Raw genomic sequence first — 26,347 nt, forward strand, 5'->3', positions numbered from 1 at the left:
TATACTTGCTTCAACTAAGTTTGGGAGAGAAATAATGCGTGTATGTGGTGTTGAGTTAAGTGGAAATGATGCAAATGTTTGTTTGTTATCATTAGTTGATGAGGTGTTTCAAATTCCCGATTGCCGTGCTCGGAAGTTTACCTTACCTAAAGATGCCATCAGTAAAGATATACGTTACTTCCAAAAATCTTTTGCACAATTAGTAACTGATTATAAAATCGATAAAATTGTCATTCGTCAGCGTCCCATGAAAGGCAAGTTTGCTGGTGGTGCAGTAGGGTTTAAATTAGAAGCGGCATTAGAGTTATTGCAAGATGTAGAAGTAGAAGTCATTAGCCCGGTGGCGATTAAAGAGTCTTTAAAACGTAACCCCGTGCATGTTCCTATGGCAGAAACGGGTTTAAAAATGTTCCAAGAGGTGGCGTTTAATACCGCTTTTGCCTACTTGATGAAAGATAAATATGACTTATAAAAAGTAAGTTCAAAATAGAAAACAAAAACGCCGTTATTTTTGCAAATAACGGCGTTTTTTTATTTTATGTATGAACTAGTTCAATAAAAATAATTGCCTTGCGCCTAGCTTACTTTTCAGCTACTTGCCAAACAGATACAGTACCGCTAATTTCATTACCTATTATAACCAGAGCATTGCCAGTTGGGCTGGTATCAGCGTCTACAAACACCATACCTTCTGGGGCATTGTCACCAATCAAGTCGCCGCCTTCGGTAATATCTCGATTGATGACGTAATCAACAAATTCGGCATTATATGGGTTAGTTATATCGTAAACAAATATGCCTCCCATACGCTCAAGACCGATAAAGGCATAAGTTTTTTCGCCCACCACACCTATTGTTAAAGCTTCTGGTTCTGGCCCTTTGTTAGCAGACCGTGAGTCACCTTCATTTTCATCATTATTATTATTAAAAGCATCACCATGAATAGAAGCTGTGATACGTTCAAAGTCATCGCCCGAGTCAAATACAACTAAGCCATTAGCATCCCATATGGTGAAAGAACGGGCGCCGTAAGCGTATATTGCTTCGTATTCGCCATCGTCATCACTATCACCTAAAGCAGAAGTCACAGTTAAGCGTCCTAGTGGGTAACTTGTGAAGTCGTCATCTTCAGGATCATCACCTGCTATTGTTTCAAGGTTTGAACCAGGGGCATAATCTAAACGTCTAGCTTGGGTTTCATCTGTGTAAGATAAGCAACCGTCATCGTCATCAAAATCTACACCGCCAGCTGATTCACATAGGTCTTCGTCTTGCTCACCGTCAGTGTTTAATGTGTCGAAAAAATACTCTCGTGCATCGCCTTCGTTAGCAGAAACAATGAAAGTCGCGTCTTTCCACTCAAAAGAAGCAATAGTATCTGGCATGTACATGCCATAAACATCCTCATATTGGCCAAAACTAACGGTACCATCTTCCATACCATCTAGTTGATATTGGCTCCAATCTTTAAACCCTAAACCTACAATTTCAACACTGTAATCAGATAAGTCTACTATGGCTAAACCGTTGTTTTCTTGTAAGGCTACGTAGGCAAATTCATTTGTTGCAGTGATATATTCAGGCTCTAAATCTTGCGCAACGCTAATGTCTATTAGGGTACCGTTTATGGTTTCACCCGATGGGTTAGGGAAGTGCATGCCCTGTGCTTCAAGCGCTTCTTGTTGACCATTGAAGTCGGTGAAATCAATTGCAATTGCCGTATCTTCTGGTGTGCTATCTGTGATGGTAATGACAGAAATTGAGCCTTCTGGATCAATGTTATAATCACCGCTAGGCTCACCTTCGTTAGCAACTACAGCTTTTGAGCCATCAGGTGTGAAAGTCACCATGTCGGGTAAGTTACCCACTTCTACAGCTTTCATAAATGCCGGGGCATTAGTGTCAAGGCCGTTATAAAACAATACAAAACCGTTGCTGGCTTTATCGTCTGCAGGCACAGCGATAGCCATTAAATCACCAGATACCGCAACGCTAGTTGGTCCATCTAAATCTATACCATCTTGTGTAGTGGGTAGCACAAGTGCATTAGAGGTCATATTGTTGGCTGTGAGAGGGTTTGAAACCGCTTCAGCTGTAATTGAAGATGCATCGATGACTTCTACTGTAGGCTCATCAGCTGCACTATTGATAGCATAGATAGTATTGGTAGCTGCGTGGTATTGAACGATTTCAGCTGCACCTTCAGGGTCGTTTTCGTTAAGCTGAATACGGCCTACTAGGCTTAATTCTATTCCGGCATTTGCATCGGCACTGTCTGCTCCGTCTACACCATCAGCTCCTGTTTCTCCTTGGGCTCCAGCTACACCATCTGCACCATCATCGCCTTCTAGGGCGCATCCTGTCATTGATAACGTCATCGCTAAGGCGATAGCTGTTTTGCTATAAAATGTTGATATTGTCACTGGCTGTATCCCTATTTAGTTATAAATTTTTTGGTAAGGATATGAAAGTAGGGTGACAGTAACGTGAAGCTGGGATGACGGATTTATTACAATAAAGAGGACTTATAAAAATAGGTTTTGGTTTAATTTAGCCTGCATTGCAGCAGATGGTTGATGTTCTGGATTTATAAACTCAATGAGGTGTGTGGCTCTTTCACAATATAAAATATCTAGGCTAAGGCGGTTATTACCATACAATCCTCGATGGATCATATTGGCGGAAAACACTAACCCATCGCCATACTGTAACGGTAGTGTTTTACCCCTAGATAAGTGTTCTGCATTTGTATGGCCATTTTGTTGCAAGCGCACTTGCAACTCTTCCTCATTATCCCACTGCCTGTGGGAGCCCGGGATTAACTCAATACCAGGCTCATCTCTTAAGGGGATCCTGACGTGTAGTACTTCAGGGCCACTTAATGCGGCTTTTTGCTCTTCAGGTGATAAGTGATATTGAGGATCTCTATGCCAATAATTTGCTTGCTCAGCCGTAACTGGGTCAAAAAATAATTGTGTTCCCATAAACAAAGGGGCAGGGATAATTTGCTGCACAACATTGAGTATTGATGTATCACAAATTAGCTCGAAAAGGCTTAACCTCATTGCATCGTTTAGATATTGCTGCGATGTTAAGCCAGAGCTATTCACAGCTTGCTTGCTGTAAAACTCATAATTGTGCATGCACCACTTATGATGAAAAACATCCACTAGCTCACGTATGGGTGAAAGCTGCCCTTCGACGAATAGCTTAGGTAAGGTTACATAACCATATTCATCAAAGTGCTGTTTATGAGCGGATTTTATCATCTGACCTTAGGGGTTAATGGTATCGCAATTCCTCCACTTTACCCCAAAAAATGCGGTATGAGAAAACTGTATAGGCTAAAATACAAGGTATAACAACTAAGGCTCCGTACAGAATAAATCTAAGTGATTCAGGGGCGCTGGCCGCCTGCCATATGGTTAATTCACCTGGTACCACATAAGGATAAAAGCTGAATGCTAAGCCACAGAAACAAAATATATAGACAACCACAGTAATTAAAAAGGGTAGCCAACATGCGGTGTCATTTTCTAATGGCAACCTGTTCAGTACTAAATAACCTATCGTTAACAGGGTAAAGCAAACAAAAGGGATAAAGGCCACAAAATAAACCAAAGGTGCGCTGGTCCAACGGTCAAATACAAAGGAGTTTATGAGGGGGTTTACGATACACACCGCTAAGATACCCACAAAGCTAATTATCCCGGTTAATTTCGCCCACTTTATGGCACGTAATTGCAGTGAATCTGTGGTTTTCAAAATTAACCAAGTACTGCCTATTAATGCATATGCACAGGTTACGCCGAGTGCACTTAACACAGAAAACAAATTAGCAGCAACTGACGACTCAAACCCCATAACAAAACTACCCAGCATATAGCCTTGACTTAAACTGGCTATAAATGAGCCAAGCTTGAATACTTGGTTCCAGCGATGTTTATTAACTTGAGCTACTTTGGCACGAAAATCAAAGGCTACACCACGTAAAATAAGCCCAATCAACATAATTGCCGTTGGTATGTACAGGCTTTTAAGTATGGCGCTGTGTGCGGTAGGAAAGGCAATTAACAGTAATCCCACGGCCAGTACCAACCATGTTTCATTTGCATCCCAAAATGGTCCAATTGAAGCAATCATTTGATCCGCTTGCTGGTCGTTTTCTAGGGGGAGTAATATTCCAACCCCCAAATCGTATCCATCTAATATGGCATATACAATGACAGATAAAGCCATAAGTCCTGCAAAGATTATTGGCAAATTATGATCGGCAAACATAGTTATGCTCCTTGCTCTGCGAGTTTATTAACTGAATGATTAAACGGTGACTGTATTTCTTCATCAGGTTGCATCTCTTCAATTTCGACGGACTTTCTAGCCATTAAAAATAGGGTATGCAAATAAGCAATTAATAAAACCACATAAACCGACATGTACAGGATAAAACTAAATACCACGTTTTCTGGAGCGATATCGGTGACCGCATCTACGGTTTTGAGTACCCCTGAAACTAGGTAAGGTTGACGTCCAATTTCTGTTACATACCAGCCAGCTAGTGTGGCTATCCAGCCAGAGAAGGTCATGGCTAATAGGGCATAAAGAGGTATTGAACTAAGTTCTTTTTTGCGGATAAGTACAATGCTGCAATACCAGGCTACAACTAACATCAATACACCTATACCTACCATTACTCTAAATCCATAAAATACCGGAGCAACAGGTGGATGCTCACCCTTAAATTCATTTAAGCCTTTAATCTCACCCTCTGGGTCGTGGGTTAATATAAGACTTGCCAGATTAGGGATAGGTAGTTCAAAATGATTGGTACGATTTTTCTCATCAGGAATAGCAAACAATAGTAATGGCACGCCTTTTTCTGTGTCCCATATACCTTCCATTGCAGCTACTTTTTGAGGTTGATGTTCAAGGGTATTTAGCCCATGGGCATCACCAACAAAGATTTGTAGTGGCATCAAGATAGCTGCTGCAAACACTGCTGTTTTTAATGCAAGCCTAGGTGCTTTTTTATGGTCGCCACGTAAAATTCGGTATGCTGACAAACCAGCAATAAGAAATGAAGCCGTTAGCCCAGAAGCAAGTAATACATGCCCTAAGCGATAAGGAAAGGATGGATTAAATACAATTGCCCACCAGTCTACCGCATGTGCTACACCTTCACGCATTTCAAAGCCTGCTGGAGTTTGCATCCAAGAGTTCAGTACAATTATCCAAAACGCTGAAATGGTTGTCCCTAATGCCACAATTAGGATAGAAAGGGTATGCAGCCAATTAGGTACTTTGTGGATCCCAAACAACATTATGCCCAAAAAGGTGGCTTCTAAAAAGAAGGCTGTGAGCACTTCGTAACCGAGTAAGGGGCCAGCAATATTACCCACGGTTTCCATGTAGCCTGGCCAGTTAGTGCCAAACTGAAATGACATGGTAATACCGCTAACCACGCCCATAGCAAAGGTTAAAGCAAATACCTTGACCCAAAAACGGTAGATTCGCATCCATACAGGATGGCCGCTAATGTTAAATCTGAGTTTGAAATAGAATAAGAACCACCCCAAAGCGATACTGATGCTAGGGAATAAAATGTGAAAACTTATGTTGGCTGCAAATTGCAGGCGAGACAACAGGAAGACGTCGTCCATAGGGCACCTTTGTGTTTAATGTGGATGAATTAATTTATGTATTAATACATTTGCTAAGAAACGATTATTCGTTACTTCGCTTTAAGAGCTTTTCTTTGATATCTAGTACTTTTCCGACGCCGGATCCAAGCTTCATTAAGGTATCTAGCTTTTCAGGACTTAAACGTTGTAATTCGCTAGACCACTTTGTCACACCTTCTAGCAAGTCATGTACTTCTTGTAACTTTTCTTGGGCGTAAAGCTCGTTGTCATTGGCGGCAGTGTCGAGCAATATATCTCGTAGCAAAGAAAGTGTGGGGTCTATTTCACGCTTTCTCCGTTCTTCAAATACACGGTTGGCCATGTCCCAAATGCTGCCATTGGTTTGGTAATAATCCTTTCTGTCCCCAGCTTTATGATGAAGTTGTATAAGCTGCCATGATTGTAATTCCTTAATGCCCATACTAACGTTACCCCTTGATATACTTAGGGCTTCGGCTATTTGATTAGCGCTGACGGGATCTTTTGTGATAACAAGTAAGGCGTATATTTGGCCAACGGTTCTGTTAAAGCCCCAACGACTACCCATTTCGCCAAAATGCATAACAAAGGTTTCTATCATAGGAGTCATTTTCATAGCTTTCTCTAATTTCTAAAGTTTCAGTAATTATTGAAACTTTAGATCGAAACTTGATCTAGGTCAAGAATAATCATAGTTTTTGTGATGACAACTAGTTGGTAATTTGGTCGTTTGGGTCTTAAATATGCAACAAGTTCGCTACAAAAAGTGAATGATTTGTGATGAAAAGGATGATTGAGTTATGTAAGAATACCCGCATAATTTGCATTACTTTGGTGTAAAGCAATGATTTATCGAATAATATGTTTGTAACATAAGTGTATTAATTTAATAAATCCTATCCTGAATGGTCTTTTAAACAAAAGTTTAAATAGGTAATCTGGTAATGAAAGTTTTTACGATTGATCATGGTCATACCCGTGTCCGATTAAATTAATAACAAATACAAGTAAAACAGGTAGCTCATGCTCAACAATACAATCCCGCTAACAGGTCAAATAGAAACTGTTCAACAAGCTAAAGAGTTTTTATTAGGCATTACTGCTGAAGGCTATCAAAAGGTATTAAAGCCCCATTTTTCTAGTAGTGCAGGTGCACACATGCGCCACATACTAGATCATTATTTGGCTTTAAAAGATGGCATTGCATCTGGTGTTGTAAATTACAATAAACGTAATAGACATTCTAATGTTGAGTCTTGTATTACAACTGCTTTGTCTAAGTGGGCTGAAATTGAGCTTTGGTTAGAAGAGGTGAGTGAGCTTGATGCTGATCTACCTATCAGTATTATTTGTGAAACCTCTGTGAATGAGACTCAAAACACCCAAACTCAATCAACCTTAGCCAGAGAGCTAGTGTTTGTATCAAGCCATGCCATTCATCATTTTTCATTGCTTGGTGTTATAAACTCTTTACTAGGCAATGGTAGTTTATCTGGATTTGGTGTGGCGCCAAGCACGGCCTCTTATCTTAGGAAGCAGGCCTAATCATCTGTAGGTTTGATATTATTCTGTTGTTGCTACCAAGTTGTAAGGTATAGCATTTATACCTTAAAGGGAGGATAATTAGCGTCATTATATGATTTTTTAGGATCCCCTCTACAATGAGTGATTTACCAGCCTGCCCTGAATGCAATTCAACTTACACCTACGAAGACCGTGATATGTACGTTTGCCCAGAATGTGCTCACGAATGGTCTCAAGCTGGTGAGCAAGATGACGATGCAATACTCATCAAAGACGCCAATGGCGCTTTATTGTCAGATGGCGATAAAGTGACTGTGATTAAAGATTTAAAAATTAAAGGTAGCTCACAGGTTATCAAGATTGGAACTAAAGCCTTAGTCAGAAGAGTATTTGATAAAAAAGACCATGAATTAGACTGCAAAGTGGATGGCATTGGCGAAATGATGGTAACGGCTAAGTTTGTGAAAAAGCAATCCGCTTAAACCTTAGCCAAGCAGTGCGCCACTGCTAAACTCCCAAAGTAAAATATTTTTAAAACTCTAGGGGCTTAATGAATCAACTCGTTAAGCCCCTTGAGTTTTTTTGTAAATGGACTTTTTAACATCATAAATTAAGAAATTGTTTAGCGGAGTCATAGCCACTGAACTGGGAGTGAAAGGAAGATAAGTTGCTACATAGGTAAATCTGAAGTTTCAACTGCTCTAACCCCGCAAGTTTTCATCACTCTTAATAGAGCCAGGGGGACGTTTTTGATGAAAATGGATGAAAGAAGCAGTCCATTTTTAGCTGTGTATTTATACAAGTTTTGTGGTTTTCCTCAAAAGTCAAAAAATGAGGCAAATTGCCTCTTTTCATTACAAATTATGATTAGCGAATAAGCCGGAGAATAACACTTGGTAAAGGCTGGATAAATTTGATACAAATGGTAGAAGGATAAAAAGAGGCAAACTTACGTAGGTTAAAAAGCTAACAAGAGACTATGGCGTCAATAGTTAATTTATGGTCTTTGGCGCTTCCCACATTGTCGAATCTCGTAGCATCGAATTTAAGATAACAACCATCTTTCTAATGCAGGCAATAATAGCCACCTTTTTGGATATTCCTGCTGCTTAATACAGAAAAACACTCTATGGGCTTCGCCAAAAACGTTCATGTTTTCTGTTTAGCTTAGGGTTAGGTCTCCTCGAAGAAAAGTAAAAAGTACCAATTGTTTGCTGTTACTATCTCCTCAAAAAATTGAAAGAACTACAAGATAATCAGTTTTAAAGGTATTTATCATGGAACAAGAAAAAAGCGCACTTATAGTTATTGATTTACAGAATGACTTTACTCTAAAAAATGGCAAAGCTCATGCTTGTACGTCTCAAGCAGATATTACAATTCCTAAAATTAATGAATTAATCAAAAGCTTTGAGAATAAAAATATTGAGGTAGTATATTTTAAAACAGAATGGAAGAGTCTAATTATAAAATTACTTACAAAGAACTCCGTCAAACCAGGAAGTCATGGTGCGGAGTTAGATAAGAGATTAACTAGCTTAAAAAAAAACATATTTGTTAAGAATAATAAAAATATTTTTTCTAACAGGGAATTTGTGGAATTTCTTAAAAAAAATAATATTAATAAATTATATTTATCTGGACTTGCAGTAGAGCATTGTATAAATACTTCATTCAAAGAAGCACAAAATCTCAACATTGACACTGATATTATTAGTGACGCTATTATTAGTTATAAATGTACAGAACTAACCCCTTTGTTAAATAAGTACTTTCCTAGTAAAAATCTAGTGATAAGTAGTAGTCTTAGTTAATTTAATCGCTAGTCTATATATAATAACCTAACAAATTGTTGCATCGGAAAAACTACTCGCTCACGCTCACATTTTTCCGCTGAGCAAAGTGTTATTTAGTCAATGTTTCGAGGTATGATGAAAAAAGAAATCCCAGCTCCAATTATCGCAGTTGTTTCTCAAAACCTTCCCGATATAGAAACGCACGCAAGCCTTGACAATTTGTTCTTATATGCGGATGCCCCTGGCGATCCACCAGAAGGTTCAAAAGCAGTAAAGGTCCAATCGTGGCTTAGAATAATCAATAAAGAATGTGATTATCCGTTAAAGGTACTAGGGAAATTAATTGAGACTCACATGGAGTTACCCGAGCAAGATGAACAAGACCAAATCTTGTGGGGACATAATGTAACTAATCATAAAAAAGAGTTTAAAGAAAAATTATTATCAATTTTTAAACAATGCAATCTTACGTATACTTCTGGAGGGCATTTATCCGATGGTAGTTCCGCGCCAAGTAAAGCTTTATCCGAACTTATTAAAGGACGTGATATTCCATCAATTGATGCTGAATTTAATAGAGCATTGGCTAACGTTAATTCTGAACCAAGAGAAGCCGTTTCAGCTGCATGTAATATATTAGAGTCAATGTTTAAAGTTTACATAGCTGATGAAGGGCTAAGTAAACCACAAAAACAAGACCTACAAAATGTCTGGAAAATCGTCCGCGGTGATTTAGGTTTCGATACTAAATTAGTTCAAGATGATGACCTTAAAAGAGTTCTAAGTGGGATTATGTCAATAGTCGATGGAATTGGTGCATTCCGCACGCATGCAAGTTCTGCTCATGGTGAAGGTCGTAAAGTTTATAACCTTAAGCCAAGGCATGCTCGTTTAGCGATCAACTCCGCGCATACCGTTGCTCTCTTTGTTCTAGAAACTTGGGATGAACGGTGTAAAAAATAGCTAACAAGTTTAAAAAGGGTCAGATCCAATTTAAATGGAATGTGTCATTTTCCCCGTCTACTTAGCCAAGGTATTCAGTACACTTTGGGCTGAAAACTTACCTTAATCCAGACTCTCAGATAATTCTAATATGTCTGCCAATCGTTCACCTAGTGTGCAAGCCTTCACTTAGTTTTAATAGCCAGAGGACACAGGTACTCATCTTTCAGCCAAGCCGTCATGTCTTTTCTTTGTGTTCTCTGTAAAATATAAGCTCAGCATTTCCTTGCTGTTCACAGAGTCGTTTAATTTAGAGCTCAATTAGTCAGCTAGATACAATCTTTTAAGAGGTAATAATGGCCGTTGGTTTTGATTTCGGTACCGCCACATGTTCCGTTGCACACATAGTTAATAATAAGGTTCAGTCCATCCCATTAAATGACGGTGAGGTGTTACTTTCATCTACCTTGTGTGCGCCTAATAGAGAATCTGTCACTGAATATCTATATCGACACCTAAACATTTTACCTATCAGTAATGTGGGTAAAACCTTGCTACAAAGTTCGATTAATACCAATAAAAGAGAAGGCATAGATTTGGTGCCTGATGATATTCGTTTTGGGAAGCAAGCCACGGCTTTGTATTTAGAGGACCCAACTGATTATTACTATGTGAAATCACCAAAGTCATTTTTAGGCTTGTTGGGCTTAGATGAAATTCGTTACACCATATTTGAAGATATTGTGTGTGCCATGATGGCCAATATAAAGCAAAAAGTTGAAGCGTCATTAAATAAACAGGTAGATGAAACGGTAATAGGCCGGCCAATTAATTTCCATAATAAAGGTGGCGAGCAAGCTAACATTCAGGCTGAGGATATTTTACGCCGAGCCGCCACCAGAGCTGGGTTTAAGCATATCGAATTTCAGTTTGAGCCAGTGGCTGCAGGGTTAGAATATGAAGCGAGTCTAACTTCTGACAAAAATGTACTGGTGGTGGATATTGGTGGCGGTACCTCAGATTGCTCTCTTATACGCATGGGGCCTAGTTGGGTAGGCAAAGAGCAACGTGCGGAATCTTTGTTAGGACATGCAGGCAGTTTTGTTGGTGGGAATGACTTAGATATCCACCTAGCTAGCAAAAGCTTTATGCAAGAATTTGGTAAAGACACCGAGGCTAAATCTGGCTTACCTATGCCCAATATGCCATTTTGGGAATGTATTGCTATTAACGATGTGATTGCCCAAAAAACCTTTTATTCACGGGCTAATTATCGAGAGCTGAAGAGTATGCAGTCTTCGGCTAAGCAGCCAGATAAGCTAGCTAGATTGATAGAGGTGTACGACAATACCCTAGGTCACAGCATTGTAGCTGAGGCAGAAAGAACAAAAGTTGCCTTGTCTAGCAAGGATAGTTTTACCGCGAATTTGCAGCTTGCTTCTGAGAATATCGCTATTCCGGTTTCTGCCCAGCAGCTAGAAAAATCCATATACCGCCCAGTGCTTAAAATCCAAAAACTAGTGCAAGAGACTCTCGCTCAAACGCATGTACAGCCGGATGAGATATTTATCACAGGTGGTTCTGCCCGTTCCCCGCTTTTAAGAGCAGCGATAAAATCTGTGGTGGGTAACATACCTATTGCCAATGGGGATTACGAAGGGTCGGTTACCTCTGGTTTAGCAAGATGGGCTGATTTGTGTTTTAAGTGATGCACCACATTTTATATGGGTACCTAATGAGCTTTGCTATGGCCTATGAAGTGGTGGCGTAAACTCATTAGCATTAAAGGTGGGACAAGGCCAGTACACCTAGCTGTAATGAAACTTAAATCCTTATGTGTTAAAAACAAGTAGGGTTTTTGATTTTACTCATTCTTGGAAAGTACTATGCCTGCCACTTACCAACATATTTTAGGTAGCAAAGTCTATCACTTCAAAAGTTTAGCTGAGTTGATGGCAAAGGCGACACCTGCTCGCTCTGGAGACCGTTTAGCTGGTGTGGCAGCGGCTACCGACGAAGAGCGTGTTGTTGCGCAAATGACATTAGCTGAGGTACCACTCAAGACATTCTTAAATGATGTTTTAGTACCCTATGAGCTAGATGAGGTGACTCGTTTGATTATTGACGAGCATGACAGCGTGGCTTTTCAGGCTATCTCACACTTAACTGTCGGCGACTTTCGTAATTGGCTACTTAGCGATAATGTAGGTACTGCTGAGTTACGTAATGTATCCCAAGGTATTACTCCCGAAATGGCAGCAGCGGTGAGTAAAATCATGCGTAACCAAGATCTCATCTTAGTGGCTAAAAAATGCCAAGTTACCAGTGCTTTTCGAAACACTATCGGTCTATCAGGTAGGTTATCAACCCGCCTGCAGCCCAATCACCCTACTGATGACATCAACGGTATTGCTGCGAGTATTTTAGACGGCTTGTTGTATGGTAGCGGTGATGCGGTAATGGGTATAAACCCCGCCACCGATAATGTGCAGCAAGCCATTAAGTTAATGCATTTAATGGATGAGGTGATCCAGAAATACCAAATACCTACCCAGTCTTGTGTTTTAACTCATGTCACGAATACCATTGAAGCCATAGAGGCCGGCGCTCCTGTTGATTTAGTGTTCCAATCTATTGGTGGCACTCAAGCTACTAATACTAGTTTTGGCGTGGATTTATCGCTACTTGCTGAAGCGCAGCAGGCAGCCCTGTCGTTAGATCGTGGCACTGTTGGGCAAAATGTTATGTATTTTGAAACCGGGCAGGGCAGCGCTTTATCTGCCAATGCTCATTTTGGAATAGACCAACAAAGCTGCGAAGCCCGTGCTTATGCTGTAGCAAGAAAGTTTAATCCTTTATTGGTCAATACAGTGGTGGGGTTTATAGGGCCTGAGTATTTGTTTGATGGCAAAGAGATTATTCGTGCAGGTTTAGAAGACCACTTTTGCGGTAAATTGTTAGGTTTACCTATGGGCTGTGATGTGTGTTACACCAATCATGCTGAAGCCGATCAAAATGATATGGATAATCTATTAACCTTACTTGGGGTCGCGGGTTGTTCGTTTATTATGGGGGTCCCCGGTGCTGATGACATCATGCTTAACTACCAAACCACCTCTTTTCATGATGCTTTGTATGCGAGAAGCGTGTTGGGATTAAAGCCTGCGCCAGAGTTTGAAGTGTGGTTACATAAAATGAATATATTTACTGATGAAAAACGCCCCTCCTTAACTTCATCTATACCTGACTCTTTTGCCCATAGTTTGGCGCCATTCTCAGGCTCTGGTGTTTAAGGATTAATCATGACAGATAAAAAATCACACAAGGCTAACGTATTAGAGGACGTTGAACTTAGCGCTTCAGAATTAGTTACTCACAACCCTTGGCGCATTCTACAAAACTTTACCGATGCTCGTATCGGTTTAGGTCGAGCCGGTATTAGTTTACCAACTAATGAATTACTGGCTTTTCAATTAGCACACGCACAGGCCCGAGATGCGGTGCATTTACCATTAGATGTGCAAACTTTAGCTGATGATATACGGAGTTTGAGTCTGCCAGTTGTGCCGCAATCACCTATCATTTTGCATAGCCTTGCAGAAAACCGAGTTACCTATTTACAGCGTCCTGACCTTGGCCGCAGGCTTAATGAGGTGTCTCAGCAGCAAATTATTAAGCTGCAACAATCTGGTGAAGTTAGCTGCAAAGAGTATGACTTGGCTATTGTGGTTGTGGATGGTTTGTCATCTTGTGCCATTCAAGATAATGCTGCTGCACTTATTAACGCCCTCGCCAATGAATTGCGTGATGACAGCAATAGGCTAGGTCAAGATTGGCGACTAGCCCCCATAACTATAGTTCAGCAGGGACGGGTAGCTGTTGGTGACGAGGTGGCCTCTTTGTTAAATGCTAATGCTGTTTTAGTGCTGGTGGGTGAAAGGCCTGGACTGAGCTCTCCAGACAGCCTAGGTATGTATTTAACCTGGGCACCAAAACTGGGCTTAACGGATGTATCTCGCAATTGTATTTCTAATGTAAGACCAGCAGGTATGAGCTTTATGGAGGCAAGTCATAAAGCCATGTACCTATTGCGAGAGTCCAGAGACAAAAAGATTTCTGGAGTGGCGTTAAAAGACCGAACTAACACCCATGATACTGATCAGGTCACGAGCTCCGCAAATTTTCTGTTAGCTAAGCCGTAGTTTTCAATAACTTATTCTGACGCTAAATACTCTTTGTAGTCTTCGGCCAAATAAAGCTTTAATAGTTTTTCTGGCGCTGAGGGTAAGTCAACACTCAATAACAAGCCTGGCGTATCATTGAAGCTTCTATCAACACCTAAGCTATGGAACACAGCCCCAAGCTTATTGTAATGCTTTAATAAAACAGGTACATCTTTGCCATCTGGCTCTACTGTTTTTAATAGCGAAGTAATGTGATCTTTAAGACCATACTTTTTAGCAAAGTCTGCAAACTCTGGGTGAAAGTTGTAGGTGTATGGGTATCTGCGAGCCACGTTATTTGTAGTGGTTACCATTGCCTGTTCGATGACAGCGACACTGCGCATATCGTATAATTTGCTAATGGATACTGTTCCATACAAAGTGCGATACTTAGGGTATTTACAAACATAAGCGCCTATACCTCTCCAAAGTAAAAATAACCCTTGAAAGCTTCGTTGATATTCTGGAATAAGGAAAGAGCGCCCCATTTCTAAACATGGCTTTTGACGGTTTACAAACTCGGGTCCAAAATCAAACATTCGATTTAGGTATAGGTTTTCAAGGTTACCGTCTGCCAGTAGCTTGTCTGTTTGCCCCATTCGATAGGCACCAATAATTTGCCCTGTGTCTTTTTTAGTAACAAAAAGCTGGATATAGGTTGCATCAAACTTGTCGGTATCTCTTGGCTCTCCACTGCCTTCGTTATGCTCTCGAAATACTAGCTCTCGTAAACGCGCTATTTCATCTACTGTTTTTGGGAGCTGATTTTGATAACCAAAATATACAGAGAAGTCTTTGTGATCAAATAGATGCTGTTCAGCTGGTAATGCTGCTAGTTCGGCTTGAATTTCGTGGTATGGGATTTCATCTGCTAGGGGCTGCATGTCGGTAACTGGATCGGCAGGCCAAGACTTTTGATATTCAGGTGAAATTAGGTAACTTTGGGCTCTTAATAGCTCTGTACGACATATTAGATCCGAATCTTTAGCGTAGTGCTTTTCTTCTATGGGAAAGCCAGCTGTGACTTTAATTTTTGCGTTTTGCTTATTTGTTAGTTCGCGAGCTAACATAAGAAGTCGTAAACGGTAATAAATTCTGCCTAATCGGTAAAAAAGAGGGCTGTTTAAGCCACTTACAAATACAGGAACATAAGGCGCATTTGCTCGGCTGGCAATACTGGCAACAATTCTATTCCAACTGTGATCTGCTATTCGTTTTCTATCTTTATGGTAATAACTGACTCGACCCGCTGGAAAAAGGAGTAGCGCACCTCCTGATTTTACATGCTTTAAGCATTGGCGAATTGATGGCGCATTCTTAGGGTCTTTTTCTGATAGCGGATTAGTAAAAATGAAGTAGTCTTGTAATTCAGGAAATATTTTTAGCCCTTGATTCGCCATGACTTTAATGTCGGGGCGAACTTGCTCAATAGCCCAGGCTAAAATAACCCCTTCAATTCCACCAAAGGGGTGATTGCTAGCAATCACAACAGGCCCTTCTTTGGGGATCTTGTCTTGAAGATCTGCTATTCCCTCTAGTTGAATATTCAGCGTATCCAATAGACCTTTAGCAAAAGTAGTTCTATCCACCCCTTGAAGGCGGCTTTTTATATAAAGCTCGTTTAATTGGGAAATACCTAAAGCTTTATCTAGGGTTTTGACGATAATTGTTTTGGGTGGGTTTAATTTATCTTTGGGGATAAGATTAAGCAGGCTAATGGCTGCAGGCATAACACCAGCTCCATAATTGATAGTGATTATAATTCGCATATTTTGCTTTAATTTACTTTAAAAATCAGCAATTTATTCTAACTTCAGGTGGCTTTATATTTATCTTTCTTTTTTTATACAAAAAAGACTCGATTACCAACGGTTTTGAGCGGCAAATTAAGGCATAATGGCTGGATTAATTGAAGCGCTATTTATTTTAGGTAACCCCATGCAAAAACTTACGATTACCACCCCAGACGATTGGCATCTACATTTTAGAGATGACGATATGTTAGGCGAAACTGTGCCTGCTACCGCTAGGTGTTTTGCAAGGGCGATTGTGATGCCTAATATAGTGCCGCCAGTTGTTAATGCTAAATTGGCTTTGGAATATAAACAAAGAATTTTAGCTGCTCGTACCCAAGGTAGTACTTTTGAGCCTTTGATGACCTTGTATTTGACTAACCAAACGTCAAAACAAGACATCATTGATGCCAAAGAGGCTGGGGTTGTTGCAGCAAAATTGTATCCTGCTGGGGCAACCACAAATTCAGCACAAGCGGTTAAAGGTATAGAGGCCTTGTATCCAGTGTTTGAAGAAATGCAAAAACAAGGACTGTTGCTGCTTATTCATGGTGAAGTAACAGAAAGCCATATAGATATTTTTGACCGTGAAAAAGTATTTATTGATAAATATATGAGCAAGATAGTTGATGATTTTCCTGCTTTAAAAGTTGTGTTTGAGCACATCACAACAGGAGATGCTGCTGAATTTGTTTCAGCTGGCTCTGATAATCTAGCAGCAACCATCACGCCACAACATTTATTATTAAACCGCAATGATTTACTCGTGGGAGGCGTCAAACCTCATAATTATTGCTTGCCGGTTTTGAAGCGAGGGACCCATCAGCAAGCATTACGTCAAGCAGTCGCCAGCGGTTCCTCTAAGTTTTTCTTAGGCACAGATTCAGCTCCTCACGCTAGGCATGCTAAAGAAAATGCCTGTGGTTGCGCGGGTTGTTACAGCGCTTGGAGTGCGTTAGAGCTTTACGCACAAGTATTTGATGAGTTAGATGTACTAGATAAACTTGAAGGGTTTGCTAGCTTCCATGGTGCAGATTTCTACGGTTTACCTCGCAACACAACTAAAGTGACACTAGTGAAAGAGGCTTGGTCAGTGCCTGACACTGTGACGTTACCCAATGGCGAAGCGATTGTGCCTTTCTTTGCGGGTCAATCTGTAGCTTGGAAATTAAGTTAGATTTTTCTTAGTACTAACCATTAAACTAATTTATTAACAAGCCAGACGTTATTTTAGGCCAAACTTACATCAAAACATCAGGGAGATAACAGTTGAATTTAGCAATAATATTGCAGTACATATTCAGCAGAAATGGATATGAGTAAATATATTCTCCGAGTTCGTAGTTGGGCATTAGTTTACAGCATTTTAGCAATGTTGAGTGCTGTTGATGTGTTTGCTAGCAGTAACGAAAATGTCTTTAAAGTGGGGGTTCTTCATGCTCAAGAGCCTCCTTTTGTGTACTTTAATCCTAGTGATGAACATTATTTAGGCATTTTGATAGATTTGTCTGAAGAGCTTGGCAGGCGCATGGGGTTAGAAGTTGAATTTATTTCTACACCCAGAAATAAACTAGAAGCCAATATCTTAAACGGTACTTACAACGCCACTTTTTTAGCTAAGAGTTGGGTGTCGATCCCAGAGAAGGTATTATTTAGTGAGTATTTCTATGTCTACGCTGAATATTTATACTCTACCCATCCTTTTGAAAGCACAGGCTCTTTAAGTAATTGGGTTGAAGGTAGAACTGTGTGTACAAGAGATAACTTTGTACACCCTGTTATTGAACCTTTTATGGAGCAAAAAACATTAAAAAGACTTAATGTTTCCTTAGGTGCACCTATTATCAGAATTATGATGAAAGACAGATGTGATCTAGCTTTGGTTGATGATTTTAGAAAGGAATGGTTACGAAATAATATTGCTGATATGAATGTTTTGTATCGTACGCCAGACTATGTCGCACAGGAATATATTTCGCTTATGTTAAGTAAGGATTGGCTACAAAAACTGCCTGAATTTAATTTGCATATAAGTGACATGAAACAGTCTGGTGTGGTCGATGAGATTGTTAAACGACACTCTACTCGAAAGTTAACCTGGCTTGCCCCCCAATAAGTAAGTGGCCACTACTGTTAATTAAAATGATAGTTTGATATGAATATTTATGAGTTGTTCTTTAAGCTCTATTTGCTTCCCATATGTACGTATCAATTTAGCCTTTTAAGACATTAACCATTTAACTATGAGAGAGTATTATGAGCAACTTAGTTACATGCTACATAGAGAACCATATAGCCACAATCACACTTCAGAATGGCAAAGTGAATGCCATTTCACACCAAGTTATTGATGAGTTAAATCAAGCATTAGATCAAGCCGAACAAGATAAAGCTGTAGTTTTATTAACGGGGCAGCCGGGTATGTTATCTGGCGGATATGATTTAAAAGTCATGGGTGAGAGTATGGAAGCTGCCATGGCTTTAGTCGCTAAAGGCTCTAGCCTCACAAGACGCATGTTGTCTTTTCCGTTTCCTGTTTTGGTAGCGTGCAGTGGCCATGCAGTAGCTAAAGGAGCATTCTTATTATTAGCTGCTGACTACCGTATTGGAGTAGAAGGTCCGTTTAAAATTGGCTTAAATGAGGTGGCTATTGGTATGACTATGCATCATGCTGGGGTAGAATTAGCGAGAGGCCGGTTAGCGCCAGTATTTTTTAATAGGTCTGTAATTTTAGCCGAAATGGTATCTCCTCAAGAAGCTGTGACAGCAGGGTTTTTAGATAAAGTGGTTGCGCAGCAGGAGCTGCTACCTACTGCTAATGCTATCGCACAGGCTATGACTAAACTAGATATGAAGGCCCACTACCAAACTAAATTGAAAGCCCGTGCAGAATTACTGCAAGTGCTAGATGAAAGTATTGAAAAAGATCGCCACAGCAGTTTGTAATTGAAAACTGTGTAACCAAAGAGAATATTTTGAATAAAGAATTTGCTTCACTAGGCTTAAATAATGCCTTACTAGATAACTTAGAAACCATGGGTTTCAAAGAGATGACTGATATACAGGCAATGAGCTTACCAGCCATCATAGAAGGTAAAGATGTGGTAGCTAAAGCGAAAACTGGGAGCGGTAAAACCGCTGCCTTCGGCTTAGGCTTGTTACATAATCTTAAGGTGAAGCGGTTTAGAGTCCAAGCTTTGGTGATGTGCCCTACACGAGAACTGGCTGAACAGGTAGCGTTAGAGATCCGTAAGCTGGGACGTGGTATTCATAATATCAAAGTGCTCACTTTATGCGGCGGTACTCCTATGGGCCCCCAGATAGGCTCGTTAGAACATGGAGCGCATATTATTGTGGGCACACCTGGGCGAATTATGGATCACCTTTTTCGCCAGCGTTTGGATTTGAGTGAAGTGAACACGCTGGTGCTTGATGAAGCCGACCGTATGTTAGATATGGGATTTGAAGTTGAAATGGCAAAGGTCATTGATGCTGTTCCCCTTGATAGGCAAACATTATTATTTTCAGCTACTTATCCAGATACAATTGCGCAAATTAGTCAAGATGTGCAGCGTAACCCCGTTGAGGTAAGTGTTGAGGCGACTCATGAAACTAGCAAAATTGAACAGCTATTTTTTGAAGTAGAAGAAGCTCATAGAACAAAAGCGGTGGCCGCCATGTTGAGTCATTATCAACCAGAGTCAGCGATCATTTTTTGCAATACCAAAATTGCTTGCCAAGAAGTGTATGATGAACTTAGGGAGCTGGGGGTATCAGCCCTTGCTCTGCATGGTGATTTAGAACAACGAGAGCGTACCCAAGTTCTAACTCGTTTTGCTAATCGAAGTGTATCTGTATTAATTGCGACCGATGTGGCATCTCGAGGTTTAGATATAAAAGAAGTGAACGCGGTAATAAGTTACCAAGTTACGCCAGACCCTGAAGTGCACATTCACCGTATTGGCCGAACGGGGAGGGCAGATGCGAAAGGTTTAGCATTAACTATATGTTCGCCCAAAGAAGTACATCGAGCCAATGCTATCGAGGATTATCAAAAATCTAAAATCAAATGGACGGGCATTCAGGCTTTGCGTTTTCATGCTAATCGGTTGATCCAACCCGAATACGAAACCATTTGCATTGATGGTGGTAAAAAGAGCAAACTTCGCCCAGGTGATATTATAGGAGCCTTGACTAAAGACGCTGACATTGTGTTTGATGATATTGGTAAAATCAATGTTACCGCAATGCACACATATGTCGCGGTGAAAACTCGTAGTGTAAAGCGTGCATTAAAACAATTTAATGAAGGGAAGTTAAAAGGCCGTAAGTTTAAAGCAAGGAAGTTATCTTAGGCACCACGACTTTGCGTGATTCAGTGAGCATGAAATAGCAGGGGAAATAAAATTTAATACAACGGAAGTTGATATTGGGCCAGAGGTGTAGACCTGAAATGAATAGTGTAACCCTGCACTGTCGGATAAATGTCGTGTTAAGTTCCTAACCGACACCATTAAAATAGACGAATACTAGTGACTCTTAAGCACATAGGTGGATTTAATGATTCTTAAAGAACTACGTCTTAGCCGCTACCTTTCGCAAGAGCAATTGGCTCAAATGTCTGGTTTAAATGTTAGAACTATTCAGCGTATTGAATGTGGTCATAATGCTAGCCTAGAGAGTCTTAAATGTATCGCTGCTGCGCTTGATGTTGATATATCAACCTTGGACCAGGAGACGTTTATGATAGACAAGAATTCAGATAATTGGCAAAAATTACCAATGATATTGAAGTGTTGGTTTATTTTTAATTTTTTACAAACTAGACCTAATAGGAAATCAGCTTCTCGAGTGGAAGGTATTGGACACTTTAGCGGTTTCACGTTTTGCTGTTTAGGCTTTATAAATGAGGCTGCTTTGGTTGGAGGTTTGTTCATGCTCACTACGGCTTATCTTTACCATTGGCTGAAACTACAAGGGGACAAGTACGGTATTTGGTATGATCATGAGCCGGCTAAACGCTGCCAACAGAAGATGTAAAAACAAGGTGTGAGTAAGCTATTAAAAAACGGAGCCAATTGGCTCCGTTGTTATTTTTCACTAAACATTAGTTGGGTGATCACCAAATTTTTACTCGCTCTTCTGGAGCAAGATAAAGGGCGTCGGTTTCTTTTACGTTAAAGGCTTCGTAAAATTCTGGAACATTAGGTACCGAACCATTTGCTCTGAATGGGCTAGGTGAGTGTGGGTCGGTTTCGATTTGATTTCGGAGAGCTTCGTCGCGATATTTATTGGCCCAAATTTGACCAAACCCTAAAAATACCCTTTGGTCACCAGTAAATCCGTCTAAGACTGATGCTTCTTTTCCTTCAAGAGACAAGTGATAGGCTTTAAGAGCAATACTAATTCCGCCTAAATCACCAATATTTTCGCCTAAGGTAAATTCACCATTTACATGTAATCCTTCTAAAGCTTCAAAGCTGTCATATTGAGCAATGAGTTTGGCGGTACGGGCTTTAAACTCGGCCTTATCTTTATCTGTCCACCAATCTCTAAGCACGCCGTCTCCGTCAAAAGTGCTACCTGAATCATCAAAACCATGACCGATTTCATGACCTATAACGGCTCCTATTCCACCATAATTCACGGCGTCTTCAGCGTCCATATTAAAAAACGGAGGTTGTAGAATTGCTGCTGGGAACACAATTTCATTCATCGGAGGGTTGTAATAGGCGTTTACGGTTTGTGGGTTCATACCCCACTCGTGTTTCTGTACTGGGCCGCCTTGTTTATCGAGCATTTGTTTATATTGGGCTTCTGCTGAGCGTTGTAAGTTACCAAACAAATCTTCTTTATCTACAGTTAATAGTGAATAATCTCGCCACTTATCAGGGTAACCAATTTTGGGCGTGAATTTAGAAAGCTTGTCTAAAGCTTGAACCTTAGTTTCTTCAGACATCCAATCTAAATCTTTAATGCTGATTTCGTAGGCTTTTAGTAAGTTATTAACCATTTCTAGCATTCGTTCTTTCGCTTCAGGAGGAAAATGTTGTTTTACATACACCTTACCTATTATTTCTCCTACTGTACCGTTCACTAATGATACTGCCCGCCTCCATTGGGGGAGTTGCTCTTCAACGCCACGCAAAACTTTGCTATAGAATTCAAAATTGGCTTGGTCGAGTTCAGATGTTAGACGGGAAGCAGAAGCGTTAATGAGCCCCCATTGTAAAAATATCTTCCAGTTATCTATGCTGGTTGTTGGAATAATTTGGCCTAATGCCTTCATGTAATCTAGTTGGGTAACCACTAAACCGTCTAGGGTCGATAATTGTGCTTCTTTTAGATATTCGTCCCAATTAAAGTTAGGCATTAACTCAGCTAATTCTGTTTGCGATAATTTGTTGTAGAGAGCTACCATGTTTCTGGTTTGTTCTTTCTTCATATGTTGTTTAGCTAGGGTACTTTCTAGTTCCATAATTAAATCAGCATTAGATTCAGCGTTATTGAGGCCAGCTAAATTAAACATTTTAGCGATATGTTTAACGTAGGCCTCTCGGATAGTTTGATTAGCTTCACCTTCTTTGAAATAAAATTCCCGATCTGGCAAACCTAATCCACTTTGCCAGCTATGTATCATGTAACTATCGGGCTTTTTGAAGTCGACATATTGGCCAATAATAAATGGTGTTCCCAGTCCATATTTGCTTGCTCGAGCAAAATAAATCGCTAAATCATCGTAGTTTTCAATAGCTGAAATACGCTCTAATTCAGGTTTTATGGGGGTTGTTCCTAAAGCGTTACGCTTTTCCATATTCATATAAGAGCTATACAGGCCCCCAACTTTTTGTTCATCACTTCCTTCAGTAAAGTCACCTTCAGCAGAAGAGCGAATAATATCCATCACATCTTCTTGAGCTTCATCTCTGAGGACTGAGAAGCCGCCATAATTAGACTTGTCTGCGGGAATTTTTGTTGTTTTCAGCCAATTACCATTGACGTATTTGAAAAAATCATCACCAGGTCTAATTGTTAAGTCCATATTGTCTAACATTATTCCTGATATTTTTGGCGAGCTTATTTGGGCGGAGACCGAATTTGTTGTGTGAGGCTGTTTTACAACATTTTGAGCAGGGCTGCAGGCATTTAATGTAATGACACAGGTTATTAAAATTAATTTCGAATATTTCAATGTAGCTTCCTTGTAAGTTGTACGAAATTTGTACCTTGACGGATTAAGTTCAAAAATAACTTATTGCCAAGTTGTATTATTTTATTGGTGATTTATCTAAGTAGAGAGTGGCTGATCAGCTACAACTCTATTTCTGCCGTCATTTTTACCTAGGTAAAGGTTTTTATCGGCGCGATTTATACAGGCATCTAGCTCTTCACCTGTATAAATTTGACTTACTCCTATGGTAATAGAAACACAGATTTCTTGTTCTTCGTATTCCACTATATTTTTAGCCACGGCTAGTCGGATTTTCTCAGCGATTTGTGCTCCTTGTTTAGTATCTGTATCTACTATCATCATGATGAATTCCTCTCCGCCCCAGCGAGCTAGAAAATCTTGCTGTCTAATGTGGCTTTGCATAACTTGGGCTGTTTCAATGAGCACTTTGTCACCGCATGTATGTCCGTTAACATCATTTACCTGTTTAAAATAATCAATGTCAATTAGCAAAATACAAAATGGTTCTCCACCTCGTTTAAACCGTGATAACTCTTGTAAGGCGTTATTTCTAAAATCCCTGCGGTTTCTTAGGCCAGTTAAATCATCGATAGTTGATAACCTTAGTAGCTTTTTATTCATAGCCTCTAACTCAGCAGTTCGTTCTTCTACCTGAATAGACAATAGGTCTGAGCGTTTCTTCAATGCATAAACTCTTCTTCGATAAAAGCCAATCAACAAAGTTACAATTATGCTTATCCAAAGTACTTTTGCCCAAGTAGTCAGCCACCATGGTGGAATAACTGTAATGGTTATTTCACCAACTTGGTCACTCCAGATTCCATCCTTGTTGGTTCCCTTAACTATTAATGTATAACTACCGGCATCTAGGTTTGTATATGTTGCAACTCTATTTGTAGAGCTTGTTGTATTCCAAGTTGTATCAAACCCATTTAATTTATATTTGTATTGATTAAACGTAGGAGCGGATAGGTCAAGTGCACTAAATTCAATACTAAATACAAGGTCTTCAGGTTGTAATACTATTTCTTTAGCCTGATATATAGGAAGCTGATGAGTGGAGGGCTCGTTTTGAGTATTGGCACTTCGATTGCCTAATATTGATAATTTAGTGAATACAATAGCAGGGCTCCACTTTGATTGAGAAGCGTCTTCTGGACTAAAATAGGTGAGACCCACAGGGCTTCCAAAAAATATTTTTGAATCTATATTAGTTAAACTGTGATTGATGTAATACCCTTCTATTTTTACACCATGACTATCGTTAAAGTATTCTGGATTTTCTAAACTTGGGCCTAGTTTAGCTATTCCTTCAATGGTGCTGGCCCAAAGGTTTCCCTTGCTGTCTTCCTCTATTCCGCCTATCGCTAGAGTAGATAAGTGTGATCCCGGGGCGACTTGTTGAAATATAAAGTCATCTGTTTTTTCATCATAACTTAACTTTAGAATGCCAGAGCCTTGAGCTCCTAGCCAATAGTGTTGTCCATTTTTTGATTTCGAAATCCAAGTAACTATACGGGGACTGCGATTGGCTGGGGACCTGTTAGCTGCATACAAATCTAGGACTTCTCCAGTGTGTTTATTTATCCTTAGCAACCCTTCCATTGTGCCGACCCAGACAAAGCCATCAGCATCTAATAAAATTTTAGTAACACTTCCCATTGGCCACTGTTTTTTTATTTTGTGACTTTTTCCATCTACATAAATTAAACCGTTATTAAAGCCCCCTAGCCAAAGGTCTCCTATTTCGTCTGCGGTTAAAGTGTAAATTCTCGCTCCCTGAATAGTTTCAGCGTGCTTTAAATACTTCTGGTTTTTCTTAAGGTAAGCTAACCCAGACCTTGTGCCAATCCAGATTGTATCTGAGGATTCGGAGTAGGCTAAAGATGAGATCATGTTTGACTCTAAAAATTCTACGTTATTTTGTTTATTTTCAAATGTCCAAGGGCCAGCGATTTGTCCAGACATATCTCTTTTCCATAAACCTTCTGGGGTTCCAAACCAAACATTGCCTTGGTTGTCCTTTGTCATTCCTCTGGTTGATTTATCATTACCAGCAAGTAGGGTTTTAAATTGTAAACTGCTAGGGTCAAACTTAGAAAACCCCGATCGCCATGTTCCTTGCCAAATCAATCCTGATTGGCTTTCAAAGGTACGACTCATTTGATGGCCACTAAGTAAGTTATTTTTTTCTTTCTTGTGGTTCAGATTTATGATTTCAGCATTGTTCTCTGAGCGGGTAATTGTTAAACCTCCTAATGTGCTTATCCATATATCACCATTGCGGATTTGCTTAATTGAAGAGACAGAAGGGCTTGAAAGTTCTGAAGATAGGCCCTGCAATGGTTTAATAATGTGGCGTAAATCTGTAGTGTCTTGCTTTGCGTAAATGCCTTTACCATTGGTTGAAAACCATATTTGATTTTTGTTGATAAGTTCGATATCTGAAACTTCTATACCCTCTAATTCAGGTATCGTATATAAGGGCCTATCTTCCTTAAATGCATATAATCCTTGGCTGGTAGCAAGCCAAATTACACCATTTATATCTTGTTCAATGTCTTGTATTCGAAATTTAGCACTTTGATTTAATTCAACGTGAATAAATGAATCTGAGTTTGGGTTGTATTCAAATAGTCCTAGGTTGGTGCCCGCCCATAATTTTCCCGTTCTGTCGTATACAACTGTTGCTACAAAATGATGTTGGATGCCTGCGGAGTCAATTAAAGGGTAATGAACAAATAGTTCATGTTTTTGGTCATAGCGGCTCAATCCCCTAGAGCTTGCGGCCCAAAGATCTCCAGTAGTTTTATTAAGGGCCATCTTATACACGTAGTCGCCCATAGGTCCTGAGCCGTCGAGGTTTTGGTCTTTTTTATAATTTACAAAATTGTAACCATCATATCGATTGAGACCATTTTGAGTGGAGAACCACATAAAGCCAATATTATCCTCAATAATATCGGATACTGTCACCTGAGATAAACCATCTTGAACTGATAGATGTGTGAAATGGGTTGGGACAACTGGAGCAGCCACTACGAAAGTATTTAAAATGAATATGAGCAGAATAGCAAAACAGTAATTGAGTTTTGTACCTACGGTAAAGATTCTCACAATAATAGTCATACTCCTTCAAGGACCCAGTCATAATAATGTAAACTGAATTAACTTTAAATCAAGTATTGATGAAGCTGAAGGCAAGTCATTTTAATTG

21 protein-coding genes and 1 pseudogene are annotated in these 26,347 nt (G+C 39.9%); 13 read left to right on the plus strand and 9 right to left on the minus strand.

Annotated elements, in window-relative coordinates; all coding sequences use genetic code 11:
* The first annotated feature begins 34 nt into the window (after window positions 1–34).
* Window positions 35–472: a DUF3010 family protein gene (locus tag EOK74_RS17725; RefSeq protein ID WP_133471444.1), complete on the plus strand. Its 438-nt coding sequence runs from the start codon at window positions 35–37 to the stop codon at window positions 470–472.
* Window positions 473–581: 109 nt separating this feature from the next.
* On the opposite strand, the gene EOK74_RS17730 is transcribed toward EOK74_RS17725, so the two are convergent.
* The 5 genes from EOK74_RS17730 to EOK74_RS17750 form a co-directional block, all read right to left on the minus strand.
* The gene (locus EOK74_RS17730) at window positions 582–2,378 is read right to left on the minus strand and encodes a choice-of-anchor I family protein (RefSeq protein ID WP_133471482.1); all 1,797 of its coding nucleotides are present in this window, start codon (window positions 2,376–2,378) and stop codon (window positions 582–584) included.
* 147 nt (window positions 2,379–2,525) lie between these two features.
* Entirely contained in the window at window positions 2,526–3,269 is a 744-nt protein-coding gene (locus EOK74_RS17735) for a phytanoyl-CoA dioxygenase family protein (protein ID WP_133471445.1), read from the minus strand.
* Window positions 3,270–3,282: 13 nt separating this feature from the next.
* Window positions 3,283–4,281 carry a cytochrome d ubiquinol oxidase subunit II gene (gene cydB / locus EOK74_RS17740; RefSeq protein WP_133471446.1) on the minus strand — a complete coding sequence of 333 codons (999 nt, stop codon included), beginning with the start codon at window positions 4,279–4,281 and terminating at the stop codon, window positions 3,283–3,285.
* Between the two features lie 2 nt (window positions 4,282–4,283).
* A complete protein-coding gene (locus EOK74_RS17745) occupies window positions 4,284–5,660 on the minus strand; it encodes a cytochrome ubiquinol oxidase subunit I (protein ID WP_133471447.1) in 1,377 nt (458 codons plus the stop codon).
* A gap of 64 nt (window positions 5,661–5,724) precedes the next feature.
* A complete protein-coding gene (locus EOK74_RS17750; RefSeq protein WP_133471448.1) occupies window positions 5,725–6,276 on the minus strand; it encodes a GbsR/MarR family transcriptional regulator in 552 nt (183 codons plus the stop codon).
* Between the two features lie 407 nt (window positions 6,277–6,683).
* Between EOK74_RS17750 and EOK74_RS17755 the strand changes: the two genes are divergently transcribed.
* Both EOK74_RS17755 and EOK74_RS17760 read left to right on the plus strand, forming a co-directional pair.
* Complete coding sequence (locus EOK74_RS17755; protein WP_133471449.1) at window positions 6,684–7,205, plus strand: hypothetical protein; 522 nt, start codon at window positions 6,684–6,686, stop codon at window positions 7,203–7,205.
* 116 nt (window positions 7,206–7,321) lie between these two features.
* Window positions 7,322–7,666: a zinc ribbon domain-containing protein YjdM gene (locus EOK74_RS17760; RefSeq protein ID WP_133471450.1), complete on the plus strand. Its 345-nt coding sequence runs from the start codon at window positions 7,322–7,324 to the stop codon at window positions 7,664–7,666.
* 510 nt (window positions 7,667–8,176) lie between these two features.
* Here the strand turns inward: EOK74_RS17760 and EOK74_RS17765 are convergent.
* A pseudogene (locus EOK74_RS17765) lies at window positions 8,177–8,293 on the minus strand (IS110 family transposase); the annotation flags it as partial.
* Between the two features lie 168 nt (window positions 8,294–8,461).
* On the opposite strand from EOK74_RS17765, the gene EOK74_RS17770 reads away from it, so the two are divergent.
* From EOK74_RS17770 to eutC, 5 genes are all read left to right on the plus strand, one after another.
* Window positions 8,462–8,998: a cysteine hydrolase family protein gene (locus EOK74_RS17770; protein WP_133471451.1), complete on the plus strand. Its 537-nt coding sequence runs from the start codon at window positions 8,462–8,464 to the stop codon at window positions 8,996–8,998.
* Between the two features lie 114 nt (window positions 8,999–9,112).
* Complete coding sequence (locus tag EOK74_RS17775) at window positions 9,113–9,943, plus strand: abortive infection family protein (RefSeq protein ID WP_239024159.1); 831 nt, start codon at window positions 9,113–9,115, stop codon at window positions 9,941–9,943.
* A 335-nt stretch (window positions 9,944–10,278) separates the two neighbouring features.
* The gene (gene yegD, locus EOK74_RS17780) at window positions 10,279–11,631 is read left to right on the plus strand and encodes a molecular chaperone (RefSeq protein ID WP_133471452.1); all 1,353 of its coding nucleotides are present in this window, start codon (window positions 10,279–10,281) and stop codon (window positions 11,629–11,631) included.
* A 177-nt stretch (window positions 11,632–11,808) separates the two neighbouring features.
* Window positions 11,809–13,215, plus strand: coding sequence for an ethanolamine ammonia-lyase subunit EutB (locus EOK74_RS17785; protein ID WP_133471453.1), 1,407 nt, complete (start codon window positions 11,809–11,811; stop codon window positions 13,213–13,215).
* Between the two features lie 9 nt (window positions 13,216–13,224).
* Window positions 13,225–14,124 (plus strand): ethanolamine ammonia-lyase subunit EutC, encoded by a 900-nt coding sequence (eutC, locus tag EOK74_RS17790; protein WP_133471454.1) that lies wholly within the window; start codon window positions 13,225–13,227, stop codon window positions 14,122–14,124.
* A gap of 11 nt (window positions 14,125–14,135) precedes the next feature.
* Here eutC and EOK74_RS17795 read toward each other — a convergent pair whose 3' ends face one another.
* Window positions 14,136–15,875: a lysophospholipid acyltransferase family protein gene (locus EOK74_RS17795; RefSeq protein WP_133471484.1), complete on the minus strand. Its 1,740-nt coding sequence runs from the start codon at window positions 15,873–15,875 to the stop codon at window positions 14,136–14,138.
* A gap of 208 nt (window positions 15,876–16,083) precedes the next feature.
* Here EOK74_RS17795 and pyrC point away from each other — a divergent pair, with 208 nt between their 5' ends.
* The 5 genes from pyrC to EOK74_RS17820 all read left to right on the plus strand — a co-directional run bounded on the left by pyrC (window position 16,084) and on the right by EOK74_RS17820 (window position 20,978).
* A complete protein-coding gene (pyrC, locus tag EOK74_RS17800) occupies window positions 16,084–17,115 on the plus strand; it encodes a dihydroorotase (protein WP_133471485.1) in 1,032 nt (343 codons plus the stop codon).
* A 138-nt stretch (window positions 17,116–17,253) separates the two neighbouring features.
* Window positions 17,254–18,054: a substrate-binding periplasmic protein gene (locus tag EOK74_RS17805; RefSeq protein ID WP_166638799.1), complete on the plus strand. Its 801-nt coding sequence runs from the start codon at window positions 17,254–17,256 to the stop codon at window positions 18,052–18,054.
* Between the two features lie 140 nt (window positions 18,055–18,194).
* Window positions 18,195–18,884, plus strand: a complete 690-nt coding sequence (locus EOK74_RS17810) for a crotonase/enoyl-CoA hydratase family protein (protein ID WP_133471456.1) — start codon at window positions 18,195–18,197, stop codon at window positions 18,882–18,884.
* 29 nt (window positions 18,885–18,913) lie between these two features.
* The gene (gene dbpA / locus EOK74_RS17815) at window positions 18,914–20,293 is read left to right on the plus strand and encodes an ATP-dependent RNA helicase DbpA (RefSeq protein ID WP_133471457.1); all 1,380 of its coding nucleotides are present in this window, start codon (window positions 18,914–18,916) and stop codon (window positions 20,291–20,293) included.
* Between the two features lie 205 nt (window positions 20,294–20,498).
* Complete coding sequence (locus EOK74_RS17820) at window positions 20,499–20,978, plus strand: helix-turn-helix domain-containing protein (protein ID WP_133471458.1); 480 nt, start codon at window positions 20,499–20,501, stop codon at window positions 20,976–20,978.
* Window positions 20,979–21,057: 79 nt separating this feature from the next.
* Here the strand turns inward: EOK74_RS17820 and EOK74_RS17825 are convergent, their stop codons facing one another.
* Both EOK74_RS17825 and EOK74_RS17830 read right to left on the minus strand, forming a co-directional pair.
* Window positions 21,058–23,130, minus strand: a complete 2,073-nt coding sequence (locus EOK74_RS17825) for a M13 family metallopeptidase (RefSeq protein WP_133471459.1) — start codon at window positions 23,128–23,130, stop codon at window positions 21,058–21,060.
* Between the two features lie 96 nt (window positions 23,131–23,226).
* Entirely contained in the window at window positions 23,227–26,247 is a 3,021-nt protein-coding gene (locus EOK74_RS17830) for a ligand-binding sensor domain-containing protein (protein ID WP_166638800.1), read from the minus strand.
* Between the last annotated feature and the right edge of the window lie 100 nt (window positions 26,248–26,347).

The organism is Paraglaciecola marina (genome assembly GCF_004360155.1).
Classification (GTDB): domain Bacteria; phylum Pseudomonadota; class Gammaproteobacteria; order Enterobacterales; family Alteromonadaceae; genus Paraglaciecola; species Paraglaciecola marina.

Bases quoted from the DNA above. Each gene is read 5' to 3' on its own strand.
- EOK74_RS17725 (WP_133471444.1), top strand. From the start codon at position 35: ATGCGTGTATGTGGTGTTGAGTTAAGTGGAAATGATGCAAATGTTTGT.
- EOK74_RS17730 (WP_133471482.1), bottom strand. From the start codon at position 2,378: ATGACGTTATCAATGACAGGATGCGCCCTAGAAGGCGATGATGGTGCA.
- EOK74_RS17735 (WP_133471445.1), bottom strand. From the start codon at position 3,269: ATGATAAAATCCGCTCATAAACAGCACTTTGATGAATATGGTTATGTA.
- cydB (WP_133471446.1), bottom strand. From the start codon at position 4,281: ATGTTTGCCGATCATAATTTGCCAATAATCTTTGCAGGACTTATGGCT.
- EOK74_RS17745 (WP_133471447.1), bottom strand. From the start codon at position 5,660: ATGGACGACGTCTTCCTGTTGTCTCGCCTGCAATTTGCAGCCAACATA.
- EOK74_RS17750 (WP_133471448.1), bottom strand. From the start codon at position 6,276: ATGAAAATGACTCCTATGATAGAAACCTTTGTTATGCATTTTGGCGAA.
- EOK74_RS17755 (WP_133471449.1), top strand. From the start codon at position 6,684: ATGCTCAACAATACAATCCCGCTAACAGGTCAAATAGAAACTGTTCAA.
- EOK74_RS17760 (WP_133471450.1), top strand. From the start codon at position 7,322: ATGAGTGATTTACCAGCCTGCCCTGAATGCAATTCAACTTACACCTAC.
- EOK74_RS17770 (WP_133471451.1), top strand. From the start codon at position 8,462: ATGGAACAAGAAAAAAGCGCACTTATAGTTATTGATTTACAGAATGAC.
- EOK74_RS17775 (WP_239024159.1), top strand. From the start codon at position 9,113: ATGATGAAAAAAGAAATCCCAGCTCCAATTATCGCAGTTGTTTCTCAA.
- yegD (WP_133471452.1), top strand. From the start codon at position 10,279: ATGGCCGTTGGTTTTGATTTCGGTACCGCCACATGTTCCGTTGCACAC.
- EOK74_RS17785 (WP_133471453.1), top strand. From the start codon at position 11,809: ATGCCTGCCACTTACCAACATATTTTAGGTAGCAAAGTCTATCACTTC.
- eutC (WP_133471454.1), top strand. From the start codon at position 13,225: ATGACAGATAAAAAATCACACAAGGCTAACGTATTAGAGGACGTTGAA.
- EOK74_RS17795 (WP_133471484.1), bottom strand. From the start codon at position 15,875: ATGCCTGCAGCCATTAGCCTGCTTAATCTTATCCCCAAAGATAAATTA.
- pyrC (WP_133471485.1), top strand. From the start codon at position 16,084: ATGCAAAAACTTACGATTACCACCCCAGACGATTGGCATCTACATTTT.
- EOK74_RS17805 (WP_166638799.1), top strand. From the start codon at position 17,254: ATGAGTAAATATATTCTCCGAGTTCGTAGTTGGGCATTAGTTTACAGC.
- EOK74_RS17810 (WP_133471456.1), top strand. From the start codon at position 18,195: ATGAGCAACTTAGTTACATGCTACATAGAGAACCATATAGCCACAATC.
- EOK74_RS17820 (WP_133471458.1), top strand. From the start codon at position 20,499: ATGATTCTTAAAGAACTACGTCTTAGCCGCTACCTTTCGCAAGAGCAA.